The organism is Pseudoxanthomonas beigongshangi, from assembly GCF_016820515.1.
In the GTDB taxonomy this organism is placed as follows: domain Bacteria; phylum Pseudomonadota; class Gammaproteobacteria; order Xanthomonadales; family Xanthomonadaceae; genus Pseudoxanthomonas_A; species Pseudoxanthomonas_A beigongshangi.
On record NZ_JADHDV010000006.1, the window covers coordinates 136,807 to 152,072 of the forward strand.

Sequence of the window (15,266 nt, forward strand, 5' to 3'; positions counted from 1 at the left end):
GCCGGTCAGCGCGGCTTGGCCGGCAGCGGGAACGGGGTGACCACCTTCTCGCCGGTGGCGGCGTCGCGGATGGCCGACTGGCCTTTGCGCTCGACTTCCTCGACCCGGATGATGCTCTGCATCGGCAGGTGCAGGACGCGCGTATCGCCGAACTCGTCGCGCAGGCGCTCCTCGGTGGGATCCACCACCAGCCCGTCGTGCAGATCGAAGACCAGCTCGCCCACTTCGGTGAAGCCCCACAGGCCGCTGGCGCCCACGTGGCCCGCATACAACTCGTAGACCTTGTTGTGGTTGAGGAAGGTGACCTTGTAGAGCTTCTTTGCCATGGGGCGGGGAGTGGGGAAACCGATGCGATGGGGGGAAAGTGAGGCCGCCCCGCCGCCGCTTCAATAGCCCTGCCGCTTGCGCAGGCGCCGGGCGATGGCGGCGCGGACGAACAGGGCGAACACCACCCCGAACAGGAATCCGGCGATGTGCGCCGACCAGGCCACCGCGCCGAAGGCCGGGCCGGTGTAGGCGAACACCACCTGCAGCAGCGCCCAGATGCCGATCAGCAGCGAGGCCGGCGCCTTGACGAATTCCAGGAACAGCCCGAGCGGCAGCACCACGCCGAGCTTGGCGGTCGGGAACAGCGCCAGGTAGGCGCCGATCACCGCCGAGACCGCGCCGCTGGCGCCGATCACCACCCGGTCGGGCGCACCGATGGTGAGCACCGCGGCCAGGTTGGCGACCGCGCCGCCCAGCAGGAACAGGATCAGGAACCGCCACGGCCCCATGGTCCGCTCGGCCGGCATCCCGAAGATCAGCAGGAACACCAGATTGCCCAGCAGGTGGGCCCAGTCCGCGTGCAGGAACAAGGCGGTGAACAGGCGCAGCACGCTGCCGTCCTGGAGATCGGCCAGCCAGGCCGGCAACGAGGTCAGGCCGCCGGACAACGCGCCCCATTCCTGCAGCAGCAACGCACGATCCGGTTGCATCGCCGCCCACAGGAACGCCAGCCACAACAGGCCCAGCAGCGCGGGCGTGGCCCAGCGCAGCGAAGGCTTCCGGCGGGAGGGCAAGGAGACGAACATGCCGCCTCACTTTAACTCGCAGCGCCTGTCACCCGTGTCGTTTCCCTGTTCAGGAAAACCCCTTGGACCGTGCCAAGAGTTTGTTAGCTTTCGGTTAGAAGACATGGGTATACTGCATACGGCGTCGTATGTCGGGAGGGGCTTCCGGCGGACGAACCGGCGGGCATAACGCCGGTCGCTTCCAGCGGCGCATTGACCGTAACCCACGTCCTCCGGAGAGAGACACCATGCATTCCGTCAACAGTTTTGCCCGTATTTCCGCGCTGGCCTTCGGCATTGCCGGCGTTCTGGCTTTCGGTCAGGCGCACGGCGCCGCGTTCCAGCTGAAGGAAAACAGTGCCAAGGGTCTCGGCCGCGCGTTCGCCGGTTCGGGCAGCGCCCCGGGCGACGCCTCGGTGATCGCGACCAATCCGGCCGCGATGCGCCACATGAAGGAAACCCAATTCCAGGCCGACGTCAGCGCCATCAGCTTCTCGGCTGATTTCGAGGGCGGCGGACGCCTCGCCGGTCCGACCGGTGCGGGCACCGGCATGCCGATCTCCGGCGGCAACGGCGGCGACGCCGGCACCATCGCGGCGGTTCCGGCCGCGTACTTCCACACCATGATCGGCGAAAAGGCCCACCTGGGCGCGTCGCTGACCGTGCCGTTCGGCTTCAAGACCGAATACGACCGCAACTGGGTCGGCCGCTACCATGGCGTCAAGACCGACCTGAAGACCGCCGACCTCGGCCTGGCGATTTCCTATGACGTGAACCCGTACGTGTCCTTCGGCGCGTCGGTGTTCGTCGAGCGCCTGGAAGTGGACCTGAGCAACGCCGTCGATCTGGGCGCGGTGATGTTCTCGCAGGGCGGCGGCGCGCTTGGCTTCCTGCCGGGCAACGCCGACCTGTACAGCCAGCTCGAAGGCAGCAGCAATGACTGGGGCTTCACCGTCGGCGGCCTGTTCAGCGTCAACGACCAGACCCACATCGGCCTGAGCTACCGCTCCAAGGTCAAGCACGAGATCACCAACGGCAAGGCCACCTTCACGGCGACCAATGCCCGGGCCACCCAGGGCCAGGCGGTGCTGGCCGCGCGCGGCCTGTTCGTGAACACCGGTGGCCGCGCGACCATCGAACTGCCGGCCTCGGCGACCCTGAGCTTCACCCGCCAGGTCAACGACAAGCTGACCATCATGGCCGACGTGACGCGCACCTTCTGGGCGCCCTCGTTCGACGCGGTCACCGTCGATTTCCAGTCGAACCAGCCGAACAACGTGCTGCCGTTCCACTACCGCGACACGACCTTCAGCTCGATCGGTGCGGACTACCGCCTGAGCGACACGCTGACCCTGCGCGGCGGCGTGGCCTACGACCAGACCCCGACCACCGCCGAGCACCGCGACGTGCGCGTGCCGGACACCAGCCGCAAGTGGCTGTCGCTCGGCCTGACCTGGGCGCCGTCGGAAAAGGCGGAGTACAGCTTCGGCTACACCCACCTGTTCACCAAGGACCCGACCGTCGATCAGGTCTCGGCGACCGGCAGCACGCTGTCCGGTTCCTACGACGTGGCGGGCGATGTGCTGGCGGCTTCGATCAACTACAAGTTCTGATCGAATCCCGGCATTGCCGACGCGACACCGGAAAACCCCGCTTCGGCGGGGTTTTTCTTTTCCGTGATCGCGCCATTGAATGCTGGCGTGTTGTCCGAGCTAGAGCACAGGCGCGGGATGCATCCGCAGTTCGACGCGATTGCGTCCATTGCGCTTGGCCGCGTAGAGGGCCTCGTCCGCCAGCCGCACCAGGTCATTGAATCCGGTATGGCGATAGCGGGTGTGGGCGATGCCCAGGCTGACGGTGACCCGGAAAGCGGGCGCGGGGAATTCCAGCGACATCACCTGCGTGCGGATGCGTTCGGCCAGCCGATGCGCGACTTCCGGCGAGGTCTCGCGCAGCACCAGCATGAATTCCTCCCCACCCAGGCGCACGAACAGATCGTTGCTGCGGATGCATCCGCGCACCACGTCTGAAAACCGCTGCAGGACCTGATCGCCGGTTTCGTGGCCGTGGTGATCGTTGACCGCCTTGAAGTGATCCAGGTCCAGCGCGATCACCGCGAGCCCGCCTTCCAGGGTGACGAAGCGGGCGCTGGAACGCAGTTCGCTGTCCAGGCCCCGGCGGTTCAATGCGCCAGTGAGCGGATCCAGCAGCGCGCTCTGGCGCAGCGCTTCCGCGGCGCGGAAGCTGGCCAGCATCAGCATGCAGAAATTGAGCATGAACCAGATCGACAGATCCGCGTTCACCCATGACGGATTCGGGCCATAACGCCCGGTCAGCGCATGTGCGAGATCGCGGCCATAGAGGTACAGGAGCGCCACGCACGCGGTCATCATCAGCCGGGCGGGCACGTGGTCCGGGCCGGCCCGCAACAGGCGCAGCTGCCAGATCACCACCGCCAGCGCGAACACCTCCACCGCGCTCATCGCCGCGCCTTGTGCGTCCTGGATATCCCCATGGCCGTAGAGCAGCCAGCCGCCCAGCGGCAACGCCAGGGCCAGCGGCATGAGCGCGCGTTCACCGGGAAGGAGCGCGCGCTGGTGCACGAACTGGATCACCGACCACGCCAGGCCGATCAGGCCGGCACAGGCCAGCAGCCCACCCAGCCCGGCGATGGCATGCGCCAGATCCTGCGCGCCGGAACGCGAAGCCACCTGCGAGGTGCCGTCGAGCAGGGCCGCGCCCAGCGAGTAGACGAAATGGGCCACGCCCCAGGCGGTGATGCCGCGCACGCCGCGCGATACCCGCGACACGTAGAAGAAAAGTCCCAGCAGCACCGCCGCCAGCGCGCAGTCGCTAATCAGCAGATGGTAGAAATCGGTGGTCATCAAGCCGGTCTTGCCTTTGGCGCGGTGCAACGTCCTGTTCCCCGTACCAACGCAGAACGCGGCCAATTCCGGCTATCGGCGGGAAGGCGGCGCGGCGGAGCGCCACGGCCGCATTCAGGGTTGCATCTCGACCCGGTTGCGGCCCTTGCGCTTGGCCGCGTACAACGCATCGTCCGCGCGTCGCATCAGCTCCACGAACGGCTCTCCGTCGCTTCCACCGAAAGCGATGCCCAGGCTGATCGTCACCCGGAACGGGCGCCCCTCGGGAGGACTGAACTCCAGCCGCATCATCTGGTTGCGCAGGCGCTCGGACAGGTGCCGCGCGGTTTCGCGATCGGTTCCCGGCATGACCACCGCGAATTCCTCGCCCCCCATGCGCGCGAACAGTTGATCGCTGCGCAGGCCGCTGCGCACGGTTTCGCTGAAGCGTTGCAGGACCCGATCGCCGGTGTCGTGGCCATGGCGATCATTGATCGCCTTGAAATGATCCAGATCGATGGCGATGACGCTGAGTCCGGGCTGGTCGCGATCCGGCCAACTGCTGAGTTCGCCGTGCAGGCCGCGCCGGTTCAGCGCGCCGGTCAGCGGATCGAACATGGCGCTGAGCTTGAGCGATTCGGCGGCGCGGAAGCTGCATAGCATCAGCATGCAGAAATTGAGCATGAACCAGATCGACAGGTCCACGCTGACCCAGATCTCGTCGAAACCGAAATGACTGAGCGACCACCCGGGCACCACGCTGCCGTACAGCACCGCCAGCAGTCCACACCCCAGCATCATCATCCGCGCGGGCAGCCGGTAGGGATCCTCGCGCAGGACATGCAGGTGCCAGATCATCCACAACAGGACCAGCAATTCCACGCAATTGAGGACGACGCTCTGCGCCTCCCAGCCACCGCCCAGGCCCCAGACCAGCAGCGGCGGCGCGACGGCCATGGGCACGACCGCGATTTCCAGCCGGTGCAGTGCGCGCCGCCGGGCGAACTGCACGACCGCCCAGCCCAGCGCCGCCATCCCGCCGCACAGGACGGCCGAACCCAGGTGGGTGGACAACGCGGCTGCGGTTGCCAGGCCGGCGTCGGCGAAAGTGGCCGTGCCGGCGTCGAACAGGGTCGCCCCGATCGTGTAGACCAGGTGCGCGGCGCCCCAGGTGAACACGCCCTGGATGTTGCGCGACACCCGCGCCACGTACCAGAACAGGACGAACAGCACGACCGCCAGCAGGCAGTCGCTCAATAGCGTCAGCAAAACCGCCCAACTCATCCGCCTGCCAGCCCCTGGATCCCCATGGGCATGTTATCGGCACTACGTCACAAAACAACAGGGCCGCGCGAGGCGGCCCTGTGGGGGGAACGATGGCCTGGCGGCCTCTGCCGGAACTCAGTCGCCCAGGGTCAGCAGCGAGGCATTGCCGCCGGCGGCCGTGGTGTTGACGGTCACGGTCTTTTCGGTGGCGAAGCGCGGCAGGTAGTGCGGACCGCCGGCCTTGGGGCCGGTGCCGGACAGGCCCTGGCCGCCGAATGGCTGCACGCCCACCACCGCGCCGATCTGGTTGCGGTTGACGTAGACGTTGCCGACCTTGACCCGCGCGGCGATGCGATCGACCGTCTCGTCGATGCGCGAGTGCACGCCCAGGGTCAGGCCGAAACCGGTGGCGTTGATGGCGTCGATCACCTGGTCGAGCTGATCGGCCTTCCAGCGCACCACGTGCAGGGCGGGTCCGAAGATCTCGCGATGCAGCTGGTCCAGCGATTTCAGCTCCCACGCACGTGGCGCGAAGAAGGTGCCGTGGGCGGCGTCCTCGCCCAGGTTGGCCTGCTTGATCAGGCGGGCCTCGGTGGCCATGCGCGCGGCGTGGTCCTCCAGGATCTTCAGCGCGTCGGCGTCGATCACCGGGCCGACGTCGGTGGACAGCAAGCCGGGATCCCCGACCTTCAGTTCCTCCATCGCGCCGGCCAGCATGGTCATCACCTTGTCGGCGATGTCGTCCTGCACGAACAGCACGCGCGCGGCCGAGCAGCGCTGGCCGGCGGAGGTGAAGGCCGAACCGATGGCGTCCTTGACCAGTTGTTCCGGCAGCGCCGAGGAGTCGGCGATGAACGCGTTCTGGCCGCCGGTCTCGGCGATCAGCACGCCGATGGCGGCATCGCGCGCGGCCAGCGAGCGGTTGATCGCGCGAGCGGTCTCGGTGGAACCGGTGAAAGCCACGCCGGCCACGCGCGGATCCTTGGTGAGCGCGGCGCCGACGGTGGCGCCGTCGCCGGGCAGGAACTGCAGCACGCTTTCCGGGATGCCGGCTTCGTGCAGCAGTTTCACCGCCGCGTGGCCGATCAGGTTGGTCTGTTCGGCGGGCTTGGCGATGACACTGTTGCCGGCGGCGAGCGCGGCACTGACCTGGCCCAGGAAGATCGCCAGTGGGAAGTTCCACGGACTGATGCAGACGAACACGCCACGGCCGTGCAGCTGCAGTTCGTTGGATTCGCCGGTCGGGCCGGGCAGGCGTTCGGCGGCGCCGAACTGCGCGCGCGCCTGGGCGCCGTAGTAGCGCAGGAAATCCACTGCCTCGCGCACTTCGGCGACGCTGTCGGGCAGGGTCTTGCCGGCTTCCTTCACGCACAGCGCGATGTACTCGGGCATGCGCTGTTCCAGCAGGTCGGCGGCGTGCTCCAGGATCGCGGCGCGGCTGGCGGCCGGGGTGCGATCCCAGGCCGGCTGCGCGGCCACGGCGTTCTGCAGCGCTTTTTCCACCGCCGCGCCGTCGGCCGGTTGCCATTCACCCACGGTCTGGCGGCGATCGGCCGGGTTGGTCACCGGCAGCGCCGCGCCCGCGACCACCGCGCCCGGCACCAGCGGCGCCGCGCGCCACGGCTTGACCGCGGCATTGACGCGCTCGGCCAGCACGCGCAGGTCGTTGTCGTTGGCGAGGTTGGCGCCCATGGAGTTGTTCCTGTCAGAAGTCGGGATGGGGGCTGCCTGGTTGCGGAAGAGATCGCGCGGCAGCGGGATGCGGGGATGCGGGATGGAATCGAACGCGGACACGGTTTCCACCGGGTCGCGGATCAGGTCCTCGATGGCCACGTTCTCGTCGGTGATGCGGTTGACGAAGCTAGAATTGGCGCCGTTCTCCAGCAGGCGGCGGACCAGGTACGGCAGCAGATCCTCGTGCGAGCCCACCGGCGCGTAGACGCGGCAGGGCACGCCCAGGCGGTCGGCGGGAATCACTTCCGCGTACAGGTCGTCGCCCATGCCATGCAGCTTCTGGTGCTCGTACGGGCGGCCCCGGGCAATCGAGCGAATCGCGGCGATGGTCTGTGCGTTGTGGGTGGCGAACATCGGATACAGCGCGTCGCCGTGCTCGAACATGCGTCGCGCGTTGGCCAGGTAGGACACGTCGGTGTTCGGCTTGCGGGTGAACACCGGATAGCCCGGATGGCCGTCGATCTGCGCGCGCTTGACCTCGGCGTCCCAGTAGGCGCCCTTGACCAGCCGCACCGGCATGCGCCGGCCGACCCGGCGGGCCAGATCGGCGAGGAAGTCGATCACGTAGGGCGTGCGCTTCTGGTACGCCTGCACGGCCAGGCCGTAGCCTTCCCAGCCGTCCAGCGACTGGTCGGAGAAGGTGGCCTCGATCAGATCCAGCGACAGTTCAAGCCGGTCGGCTTCCTCGGCGTCGATGGTGAAGCCGATGCCGTACGACTTGGCCAGCTGCGCCAGCTCCAGGATGCCCGGCGCCAGTTCCTTCATCACCCGCGCGCGCTTGGCGTGCTCGTAGCGTGGGTGCAGGGCCGAGAGCTTGATGGAGATGCTGGGAGCGGCGAAGACGTCGGGGAAGGGGCCCGTCTTGCCGATTGAATGGATGGCCTTCCGATAGGCCTCCAGATAGCGCGCGGCGTCCTTCGAGGTCAGCGCGCCCTCGCCCAGCATGTCGAACGAATAGCGGTAGTTGGCGTTGTCGCCCTTGCGCGAACGGCCCAGCGCTTCCTCGATGGTCCGGCCCATCACGAACTGGTGGCCCATGATGCGCATGGCCTGGCGCACCGCCAGCCGGATGACCGGCTCGCCGACGCGGCCGATCAGGCGCTTGAACGCGCCGGGCACGTCGTGGCGGGTCAGATCGTTGAGGTTGACCAGCCGGCCGGTCAGCATCAGGCCCCAGGTGGAGGCGTTGACCAGCACCGAATCGCTCTGGCCCAGGTGCTTTTCCCAGTCGGCGTCGCCCAGCTTGTCGCGGATCAGCTTGTCGGCGGTTTCCTGGTCCGGAATGCGCAGCAGCGCCTCGGCCACGCACATCAGCAGTACGCCTTCCTCGCTGCCCAGGTCGTACTGGCGCATGAAGGCCTCGATCGCGCCCTGATCCTGGGCGCGGGCGCGGACCCGCGCGACCAGATCGGCGGCCAGCGCCTGCGCGCGGGCCTGCTCGTCGGCCGGCAGCCGGGCCTGGGCGAGCAGTTCGCGCACGTGTTCGGCTTCGTCGCGCAGCCAGGCCGCGGTGATGGCGGCCCGCAGGGCCGACGGCGGGGCGGGGAGTTCGGGGGAAACGATGCCGGCGGTCGCCGGCGGCGGGGCCGCCTCGGTGCCGGACTGGGGCTGGGAGCTCATGAACGTGATCGGAAGCGGGCGATGGAGCCCGATAGTGTAGTGAGCTGGACCACCGTTCGCGAATGGATGGAACCGGATGGCGCGGGTTTCACGCCATCCGGGGCAGCCGGAAACGGCGCGCGCGGGGTCCGGCCGATTGACCGAGATCATTGCAACTTGCCGCAACAGGGGGGTGAGGCTAACATTTAGGGGTTTTCCGCGGCCTCGTTGCGCGGTTGGCAGCATGATCGAAGTGCTTCCGTCATTGCCGGGTATCCACGGCGCGCGGCTCCGGCTGCGACCGCCCCGGGCCTTGACGGCCCGCCAGTTCGTGGCCTTGTTCGCCGCGCTGGCCGGGGCGATGTGGCTGGTGGCCCTGCTGGGCTGGCTGGCCGGCAACGCCTTCGCACCGGCCTTCACCCTGCTGCACAGCGCATTCGTGGGCGCGGCGTTGCGTTGGCTATGGCGCAGCGGCGAGCGGGGTGAGGACATCACCATCGGTCCGGAGGTCGTGGAAGTCAGCCGCACCCCCGAGGCCGGACCGGTGTTCCGGGCGCATCCTTATTGGGTGCGGCTCCGTATCGAGGCGGATGGCGAAAGGATTTCGCTGGCTTCCAGTGGTCGCCGGGTCGAGGTGGGCAATTTCCTCGGTCCGGGCGAGCGCCGGCAGCTGGCGGACAAGTTGCAGGATTTACTGGCGGCCGCGAGCGGTCGCAACCGATGACGCATTTGGGGTCTAGGCAATGACGCAAGTGAATGGGTATTGGAAGCGTTTGATGACGGCCTGCGCGCTGCTGGCTGCGCCGGCGCTGGCGTGGGCGCAGTCGGCGGACCCGAAGCCGTGGCAGCTGAACATGGGCAAGGGCGTCACCGCCTCGTCCCAGCATGCCTACGACGCGCACATGGTGGCGCTGATCGTGTGCATCGTGATCGGCATCATCGTGTTCGGCGCGATGGGCTACGCGATGTTCAAGTTCCGCAAGTCCAAGGGTGCGGTGGCCGCGCAGTTCAGCCACAACACCACCGCGGAAATCATCTGGACCGTCATCCCGGTGCTGATCCTGGTGGTCATGGCCTGGCCGGCGACCGCCAAGCTGATCGCCATGTACGACACCCGCGACTCCGAGATGACCGTCAAGGTCACCGGTTACCAGTGGATGTGGAAGTACGAATACCTGGGCGAGGACGTGTCCTTCACCAGCCGCCTGGACCGCGAGTCCGACCGCATCCGCCAGAGCGGCGAGAAGCCGGACCTGGCCAAGAACCCGCACTACCTGCTGGACGTGGACAACGAGCTCGTCCTGCCGGTCAACACCAAGATCCGCTTCGTGATCACCGCCGACGACGTCATCCACGCCTGGTGGGTGCCGGCGCTGGGCTGGAAGCAGGACGCTATCCCGGGCATCGTCAACGAGGCCTGGACCGACATCAAGGAACCGGGCGTGTACCGCGGCCAGTGCGCCGAGCTGTGCGGCAAGGACCACGGCTTCATGCCGATTGTCGTGCGCGCGGTGCCGAAGGAAGAATTCCAGAAGTGGCTGGCAGAGAGGAAGCCGGCCCCGGCGCCCGCTCCGGCGGCCCCGGCTGCTCCCGCCGCGCCGGCGGAAGCCGTGCCCGCCGATGGCCAGGCCGTTCCGGCCCCGGCCACCGACGCCGCCCCCACCAGCGAGCCGGCCGCGCCCCAGGCGCAGGCTTAATCGTCCGCTTCAGCTGCAAGAGATCACGAACATGGCCCACACCGCCGTCGATCACCACGACGATCACCACGGTCACCAGCAGAGCTTCATCGAGCGTTGGTTCTTTTCGACCAACCACAAAGACATCGGTACGCTCTACCTGATTTTCAGCTTCATCATGTTCATCATCGGCGCGGGCATGTCGGTGATCATCCGTGCCGAGCTGATGACCCCGGGCCTGCAGTTCGTCAAGCCCGAGTTCTTCAACCAGATGACCACCGTGCACGCGCTGGTCATGATCTTCGGTGGCGTGATGCCGGCCTTCGTCGGCCTCGCCAACTGGATGATTCCGCTGCAGATCGGCGCGCCGGACATGGCGCTGCCGCGCATGAACAACTGGTCCTTCTGGATCATGCCGTTCGCCTTCACCCTGCTGCTGATGACCCTGTTCCTTGATGGTGGCGCGCCGGCCGGTGGCTGGACCCTGTATCCGCCGCTGTCGCTGCAGGGCGGCGCCAACGTGGCCTTCAGCATCTTCGCCATCCACATGATGGGCGTGAGCTCGATCATGGGCGCGATCAACATCATCGCGACCGTGCTGAACATGCGCGCCCCGGGCATCGACCTGCTGAAGATGCCGATCTTCTGCTGGACCTGGCTGATCACCGCGTTCCTGCTGATCGCCGTGATGCCGGTGCTGGCGGGTGCAGTCACCATGCTGCTGACCGACAAGTTCTTCGGCACCAGCTTCTTCAACGCCGCCGGCGGCGGCGACCCGGTGATGTACCAGCACATCTTCTGGTTCTTCGGCCACCCCGAGGTCTACATCATGATCCTGCCGGCGTTCGGCGTAGTGTCGGAAATCATCCCGACCTTCAGCCGCAAGCCGCTGTTCGGCTACCAGGCCATGGTGTACGCGACCGCCTCGATCGCGTTCCTGTCGTTCATCGTGTGGGCACACCACATGTTCACGGTGGGCATGCCGCTGGGCGGCGAGATCTACTTCATGTTCGCCACCATGCTGATCGCCATCCCGACCGGCGTGAAGGTGTTCAACTGGGTCAGCACGATGTGGAAGGGTTCGCTGAGCTTCGAAACCCCGATGCTGTGGGCGGTGGGCTTCGTCATCCTGTTCACCATCGGTGGCTTCTCCGGCCTGATGCTGGCCATCGTGCCGGCGGACTTCCAGTACCACGACACCTACTTCGTGGTCGCGCACTTCCACTACGTGCTGGTGACCGGCGCGCTGTTCTCCATCATCGCCGCCACCTATTACTGGTGGCCGAAGTGGACCGGCCGCATGTACAACGAGACCGCCGGCAAGTTCCATTTCTGGTGGACGGTGATCTTCGTCAACCTGCTGTTCTTCCCGCAGCACTTCCTGGGCCTGGCCGGCATGCCGCGCCGCATTCCGGACTACAACCCGGTGTTTGCGGACTGGAACCTGGTCAGCTCGATCGGCGCGTTCGGCATGTTCCTGACGCCCTTCATGATGGCCTTCATCCTGTGGAGCTCGCTGCGCAACGGTGCCAAGGCCGATGCGCGCGCCTGGGAAAACGCCCGTGGCCTGGAGTGGACCGTGCCGTCGCCGGCGCCGCACCACACCTTCAGCACCCCGCCGGTCATCAAGGATGGCGACCTGGCGCACGGCGACGTGACCCACTGAGCCGGGTGACGGGTGGCTGAGTCCATGAACGCTCCGATGCTCTCGCCGGAAGAAACCGCGCGCCGCCGCAAGGCGGTGCTGCGCACGGCGTGGATCGTGGGCGGGCTGGCCTTCGCCATCTTCGTGCTGTTCATCCTGCGCGCGGTGCTGAGCGCATGAGCGGCAAGGCGTCCAATTCGGCGGGCCTGCTCAAGCTGGTGGGCGTGGCGCTGGGCGTGTTCGTGCTGACGTTCTCGCTGGTGCCGCTGTACCGGATTGCCTGCGAGAAGGTGTTCGGCGTGCGTCTGGAAAAGGGACCGGGCCAGGCCCAGGTCGCCGAGGTCAAGGCCAAGCGCGTCGTCACCGTGCAGTTCGACGGTGGCGTGAACTCCAAGCTGCCGTGGGCGTTCCATCCCGAGCAGTTGACCATGCAGGTGGTGCCGGGCGAGCTGTACGAGGCCAAGTACTTCGCGCGCAACGACGGCCAGCGGCCGATCGTGGGCAGCGCGGTGCCGTCGGTGGCCCCGGCGCGCGCCTCGGGCTACTTCACCAAGACCGAATGCTTCTGCTTCACCGCCCAGACCCTGCAGGCCGGTGAAGTGCGCGACATGCCGGTGCGCTTCATCGTCGATCCCAACCTGCCGGCCGACGTGAAGACCATCACCCTGTCGTATACCTTCTACAAGAACGATGCCATGACCGCGCAACTGGGCGCGGGCAACGCGTCCAATTCGCCGCACGCGGCACCCTGATCGAGCCTTAGGAACCGGAAGACACGCCATGGCACAAGCTCATTCGCCAGACGCCAACATCTACTTCGTGCCACACAGCAGCAAGTGGCCGTTCGTGGGCTCCATCTCCATGTTCGTCACCATGGTCGGCGTGGCCAGCTGGCTCAACGACGCCGCCTGGGGCAAGTGGACCTTCTTCGCCGGCGTGTTCCTGCTCTGCGCGACCCTGTTCATGTGGTTCGGCGACGTGATCCGGGAGTCGGTCAGCGGCAACTACAACAAGCAGGTGGACGTGTCCTTCCGCATGGGCATGGTCTGGTTCATCTTCTCCGAAGTGATGTTCTTCGCCGCGTTCTTCGGCGCGCTGTTCTACGCCCGCCAGTTCGCGCTGCCGTGGCTGGGCGGCGAGGGCGACGGCGTGATGACCAACGCGCTGCTGTGGGATGGCTTCTCCTCGGCCTGGCCGAGCGCCGGTCCGGGCCAGGTCGGTGGCCAGTTCCAGACCATCCCGGCCTGGGGCCTGCCGCTGCTCAACACCCTGATCCTGCTGACCTCGGGCGTGACCATCACCATCGCCCACCACGCGCTGAAGGCGGGCCACCGCAAGCAGTTGCTGGTGTTCCTGGGCCTGACCGTCCTGCTGGGTTGCGTGTTCCTGTTCTTCCAGGCGGAGGAGTACATCCACGCCTACAAGGAGCTGAACCTGACCCTGGGTTCGGGCATCTACGGTTCGACCTTCTTCATGCTGACCGGCTTCCACGGCGCGCACGTGACGCTGGGAACGATCATGCTGGCGATCATCTGGCTGCGCTGCGCGCGCGGCCACTTCACCAAGGACGACCACTTCGGCTTCGAAGCCGTGGCCTGGTACTGGCACTTCGTCGACGTGGTGTGGCTGGGCCTGTTCCTGTTCGTGTACGTGCTGTAAGGACGGGATTGGAGATTGGGGATTCGGGATTCGTTTCCGGTCCCCGATGCAGAAAAGGCGACGGTCAGCCCGTCGCCTTTTTTCATCTGGAGGATTCGAAGGCCACTTTCGAATCCCGAATCACAAATCCCGAATCCCGGCGCAAAGCGCCATCAGGCTCCCACCCCATGCGGCTTGATCCAGCCCATGTAGATGGCGAGGATGACCAGCAGGATGAGGGCCACGGACAGGCCGATGCGGCGGGTCAGGGCGTTGACGGTGCGTTTGCTCTGGCCCTTGTCCACCAGCAGGTAATACAGCCCGGCGCCGAGGTTCCAGATGATGAGGATCAGGAACGCGATGATCAGCAGGGTTTTCAACGAATCATTCATGGGTGCCTCGAAGGGCGTGCAGCGGGCATGAACACATTATTGCAGCCGACGGGAAATCGCGCGTGAGCCGCCGGCGGATGCCGCTGGCGGTCGGCTGGGCGCTGGCCCTGGCCGTGATCGCGCTGTTCTGCGGCCTGGGCACCTGGCAGCTGGGACGCGCCAAGCAGAAGGAGGCCATGCTGGCGGCCTCGCAGAAGATCCTGAGCGAGCGCCGGGCGGTCCCGCTGGCCGACGCCGCGCGGCCGGGATCGCGTGGCGACTACGCCTGGGCCTCCGGTCATGGCCGGTTCCTGCCGGGGCCGGCGGTGCTGCTGGACAACCAGAACCGCGAGGGGCGCGCGGGCATCCGCGCCTACCGGGTGTTCCAGCCCGAAGGCGCGCCGCCGCTGCTGGTGGAGCTGGGCTGGTTGCCTCTGCCCGGCGATCGGCGCCTGCCGGCGATTCCGTTGCCCGAGGGCGCGTACACCCTGAGCGGCCTGCTCGCGCCTCCGCCCGCCGAGGGATTGGTCAAGGCAGTCAGCGCGACCCAGTCCAGCGGGGACCGGTTGGTCACTGGACTGGACATGGCCGCACTGGCGCGCGACCTGGAACTGCCGGCGCTCGCGCCGCGCGTGTTCCGGCCCGATCCCGCGCTGCCGCTGGGCTATGCGCGCGATCTCGACATCCTGCCCAACACGCTGCCGCCCGAACGCCACCTCGGCTATGCGGTGCAGTGGTTCGGGCTGGCGCTGGCGGTGCTGATCACCGCGCTGGTGGTGAGTCGTCGTGGCCGCCGCCGACAGCAGGAGCGCTGAGCCGCCGTGCATGAGAAAATAGCCGGATGACTTCGATGCCCCCCGATGCCGGCCGCGCCCGCGGACGCTGGATGCTGGTCGCGCTGTTCGCCCTGTTCTTCGGCACCGTGTTCGGTGCCGGCGTCCTGCGCTTCGCCGGCTGGCAGCCTGCTGGCCACAAGAACAACGGCGAAATGTTGCAACCGCCGTCCGACGCCCGCCAGATCGTGCCCCGCCTGGCCGATGGCCGGTCCTACGCCTGGCAGCCGGGCGAACGGATCTGGCGCATCGTGGTGGCGCCGCCAGCCGATTGCGCCGCCGACTGCCTGAAGCTGGCGCAGGACCTGGACAAGGTCTGGCGTCTGTTCGGGCACAACGCCGACAAGGTGGAGATTCTCTGGATCGGCCCGCTACCGGCGGGAGCGCCGGCGACCGAGGCACGCCGCCAGTTGCAGGCTTCGCCGGAACTGCTGGCGGCATTGCCGCGCCTGCAGGATCCCAAGGGCGTGCCCGTCTATGTCATCGATCCCCATGGTTTCGTGATCCTGCGCTATCCGCCCGGCTTCGACGCCGGCGGCCTGTACAAGGACGTCGCGAAGCTGCTGAAACTGATTTGAGGGTGCGCCC

The 15,266-nt window shown here is 67.2% G+C and carries 15 protein-coding genes; 9 read left to right on the plus strand and 6 right to left on the minus strand.

Annotated features, from left to right (window positions below):
- Positions 1-5 precede the first annotated feature (5 nt).
- Both IQ458_RS06545 and IQ458_RS06550 read right to left on the minus strand, forming a co-directional pair.
- Entirely contained in the window at positions 6-326 is a 321-nt protein-coding gene (locus IQ458_RS06545; RefSeq protein ID WP_183640377.1) for a DUF1820 family protein, read from the minus strand.
- A gap of 60 nt (positions 327-386) precedes the next feature.
- Complete coding sequence (locus IQ458_RS06550; protein WP_141454517.1) at positions 387-1,073, minus strand: rhomboid family intramembrane serine protease; 687 nt, start codon at positions 1,071-1,073, stop codon at positions 387-389.
- A 227-nt stretch (positions 1,074-1,300) separates the two neighbouring features.
- Here IQ458_RS06550 and IQ458_RS06555 point away from each other — a divergent pair, with 227 nt between their 5' ends.
- Positions 1,301-2,665, plus strand: a complete 1,365-nt coding sequence (locus IQ458_RS06555) for an outer membrane protein transport protein (protein ID WP_183640383.1) — start codon at positions 1,301-1,303, stop codon at positions 2,663-2,665.
- A gap of 99 nt (positions 2,666-2,764) precedes the next feature.
- Here the strand turns inward: IQ458_RS06555 and IQ458_RS06560 are convergent, their stop codons facing one another.
- The 3 genes from IQ458_RS06560 to putA form a co-directional block, all read right to left on the minus strand.
- On the minus strand, positions 2,765-3,967 hold the full coding sequence (locus IQ458_RS06560) for a GGDEF domain-containing protein (RefSeq protein WP_192198133.1): 1,203 nt from the start codon (positions 3,965-3,967) through the stop codon (positions 2,765-2,767).
- Between the two features lie 84 nt (positions 3,968-4,051).
- A complete protein-coding gene (locus IQ458_RS06565) occupies positions 4,052-5,185 on the minus strand; it encodes a GGDEF domain-containing protein (RefSeq protein ID WP_203322275.1) in 1,134 nt (377 codons plus the stop codon).
- 132 nt (positions 5,186-5,317) lie between these two features.
- Positions 5,318-8,536 carry a bifunctional proline dehydrogenase/L-glutamate gamma-semialdehyde dehydrogenase PutA gene (putA, locus tag IQ458_RS06570; RefSeq protein ID WP_203322276.1) on the minus strand — a complete coding sequence of 1,073 codons (3,219 nt, stop codon included), beginning with the start codon at positions 8,534-8,536 and terminating at the stop codon, positions 5,318-5,320.
- Positions 8,537-8,759: 223 nt separating this feature from the next.
- Here putA and IQ458_RS06575 point away from each other — a divergent pair, with 223 nt between their 5' ends.
- From IQ458_RS06575 to IQ458_RS06595, 6 genes are read left to right on the plus strand one after another with little or no spacing between them, the layout of a single operon-like run.
- Positions 8,760-9,239: a DUF2244 domain-containing protein gene (locus IQ458_RS06575; RefSeq protein ID WP_203322277.1), complete on the plus strand. Its 480-nt coding sequence runs from the start codon at positions 8,760-8,762 to the stop codon at positions 9,237-9,239.
- 19 nt (positions 9,240-9,258) lie between these two features.
- Positions 9,259-10,212 (plus strand): cytochrome c oxidase subunit II, encoded by a 954-nt coding sequence (gene coxB / locus IQ458_RS06580; RefSeq protein WP_203322278.1) that lies wholly within the window; start codon positions 9,259-9,261, stop codon positions 10,210-10,212.
- A 31-nt stretch (positions 10,213-10,243) separates the two neighbouring features.
- A complete protein-coding gene (gene ctaD, locus IQ458_RS06585; protein WP_203322279.1) occupies positions 10,244-11,857 on the plus strand; it encodes a cytochrome c oxidase subunit I in 1,614 nt (537 codons plus the stop codon).
- 24 nt (positions 11,858-11,881) lie between these two features.
- Positions 11,882-12,016 carry a hypothetical protein gene (locus IQ458_RS19765; protein WP_255431422.1) on the plus strand — a complete coding sequence of 45 codons (135 nt, stop codon included), beginning with the start codon at positions 11,882-11,884 and terminating at the stop codon, positions 12,014-12,016.
- Positions 12,013-12,588, plus strand: coding sequence for a cytochrome c oxidase assembly protein (locus IQ458_RS06590; RefSeq protein ID WP_141454509.1), 576 nt, complete (start codon positions 12,013-12,015; stop codon positions 12,586-12,588). Before IQ458_RS19765 ends, IQ458_RS06590 begins: the two co-directional genes overlap by 4 nt.
- A gap of 28 nt (positions 12,589-12,616) precedes the next feature.
- Positions 12,617-13,495, plus strand: coding sequence for a cytochrome c oxidase subunit 3 (locus IQ458_RS06595; protein ID WP_183640398.1), 879 nt, complete (start codon positions 12,617-12,619; stop codon positions 13,493-13,495).
- A 152-nt stretch (positions 13,496-13,647) separates the two neighbouring features.
- Here the strand turns inward: IQ458_RS06595 and IQ458_RS06600 are convergent, their stop codons facing one another.
- The gene (locus IQ458_RS06600) at positions 13,648-13,866 is read right to left on the minus strand and encodes a twin transmembrane helix small protein (RefSeq protein WP_183640400.1); all 219 of its coding nucleotides are present in this window, start codon (positions 13,864-13,866) and stop codon (positions 13,648-13,650) included.
- Between the two features lie 77 nt (positions 13,867-13,943).
- Here IQ458_RS06600 and IQ458_RS06605 point away from each other — a divergent pair, with 77 nt between their 5' ends.
- Positions 13,944-14,660, plus strand: a complete 717-nt coding sequence (locus IQ458_RS06605; RefSeq protein ID WP_203322310.1) for an SURF1 family protein — start codon at positions 13,944-13,946, stop codon at positions 14,658-14,660.
- 26 nt (positions 14,661-14,686) lie between these two features.
- Positions 14,687-15,256, plus strand: a complete 570-nt coding sequence (locus IQ458_RS06610; protein WP_203322280.1) for a hypothetical protein — start codon at positions 14,687-14,689, stop codon at positions 15,254-15,256.
- Positions 15,257-15,266: the final 10 nt, after the last annotated feature.

Bases quoted from the DNA above. Each gene is read 5' to 3' on its own strand.
- IQ458_RS06545 (WP_183640377.1), bottom strand. From the start codon at position 326: ATGGCAAAGAAGCTCTACAAGGTCACCTTCCTCAACCACAACAAGGTC.
- IQ458_RS06550 (WP_141454517.1), bottom strand. From the start codon at position 1,073: ATGTTCGTCTCCTTGCCCTCCCGCCGGAAGCCTTCGCTGCGCTGGGCC.
- IQ458_RS06555 (WP_183640383.1), top strand. From the start codon at position 1,301: ATGCATTCCGTCAACAGTTTTGCCCGTATTTCCGCGCTGGCCTTCGGC.
- putA (WP_203322276.1), bottom strand. From the start codon at position 8,536: ATGAGCTCCCAGCCCCAGTCCGGCACCGAGGCGGCCCCGCCGCCGGCG.
- IQ458_RS06575 (WP_203322277.1), top strand. From the start codon at position 8,760: ATGATCGAAGTGCTTCCGTCATTGCCGGGTATCCACGGCGCGCGGCTC.
- coxB (WP_203322278.1), top strand. From the start codon at position 9,259: ATGACGCAAGTGAATGGGTATTGGAAGCGTTTGATGACGGCCTGCGCG.
- ctaD (WP_203322279.1), top strand. From the start codon at position 10,244: ATGGCCCACACCGCCGTCGATCACCACGACGATCACCACGGTCACCAG.
- IQ458_RS19765 (WP_255431422.1), top strand. From the start codon at position 11,882: ATGAACGCTCCGATGCTCTCGCCGGAAGAAACCGCGCGCCGCCGCAAG.
- IQ458_RS06590 (WP_141454509.1), top strand. From the start codon at position 12,013: ATGAGCGGCAAGGCGTCCAATTCGGCGGGCCTGCTCAAGCTGGTGGGC.
- IQ458_RS06595 (WP_183640398.1), top strand. From the start codon at position 12,617: ATGGCACAAGCTCATTCGCCAGACGCCAACATCTACTTCGTGCCACAC.
- IQ458_RS06600 (WP_183640400.1), bottom strand. From the start codon at position 13,866: ATGAATGATTCGTTGAAAACCCTGCTGATCATCGCGTTCCTGATCCTC.
- IQ458_RS06605 (WP_203322310.1), top strand. From the start codon at position 13,944: ATGCCGCTGGCGGTCGGCTGGGCGCTGGCCCTGGCCGTGATCGCGCTG.
- IQ458_RS06610 (WP_203322280.1), top strand. From the start codon at position 14,687: ATGACTTCGATGCCCCCCGATGCCGGCCGCGCCCGCGGACGCTGGATG.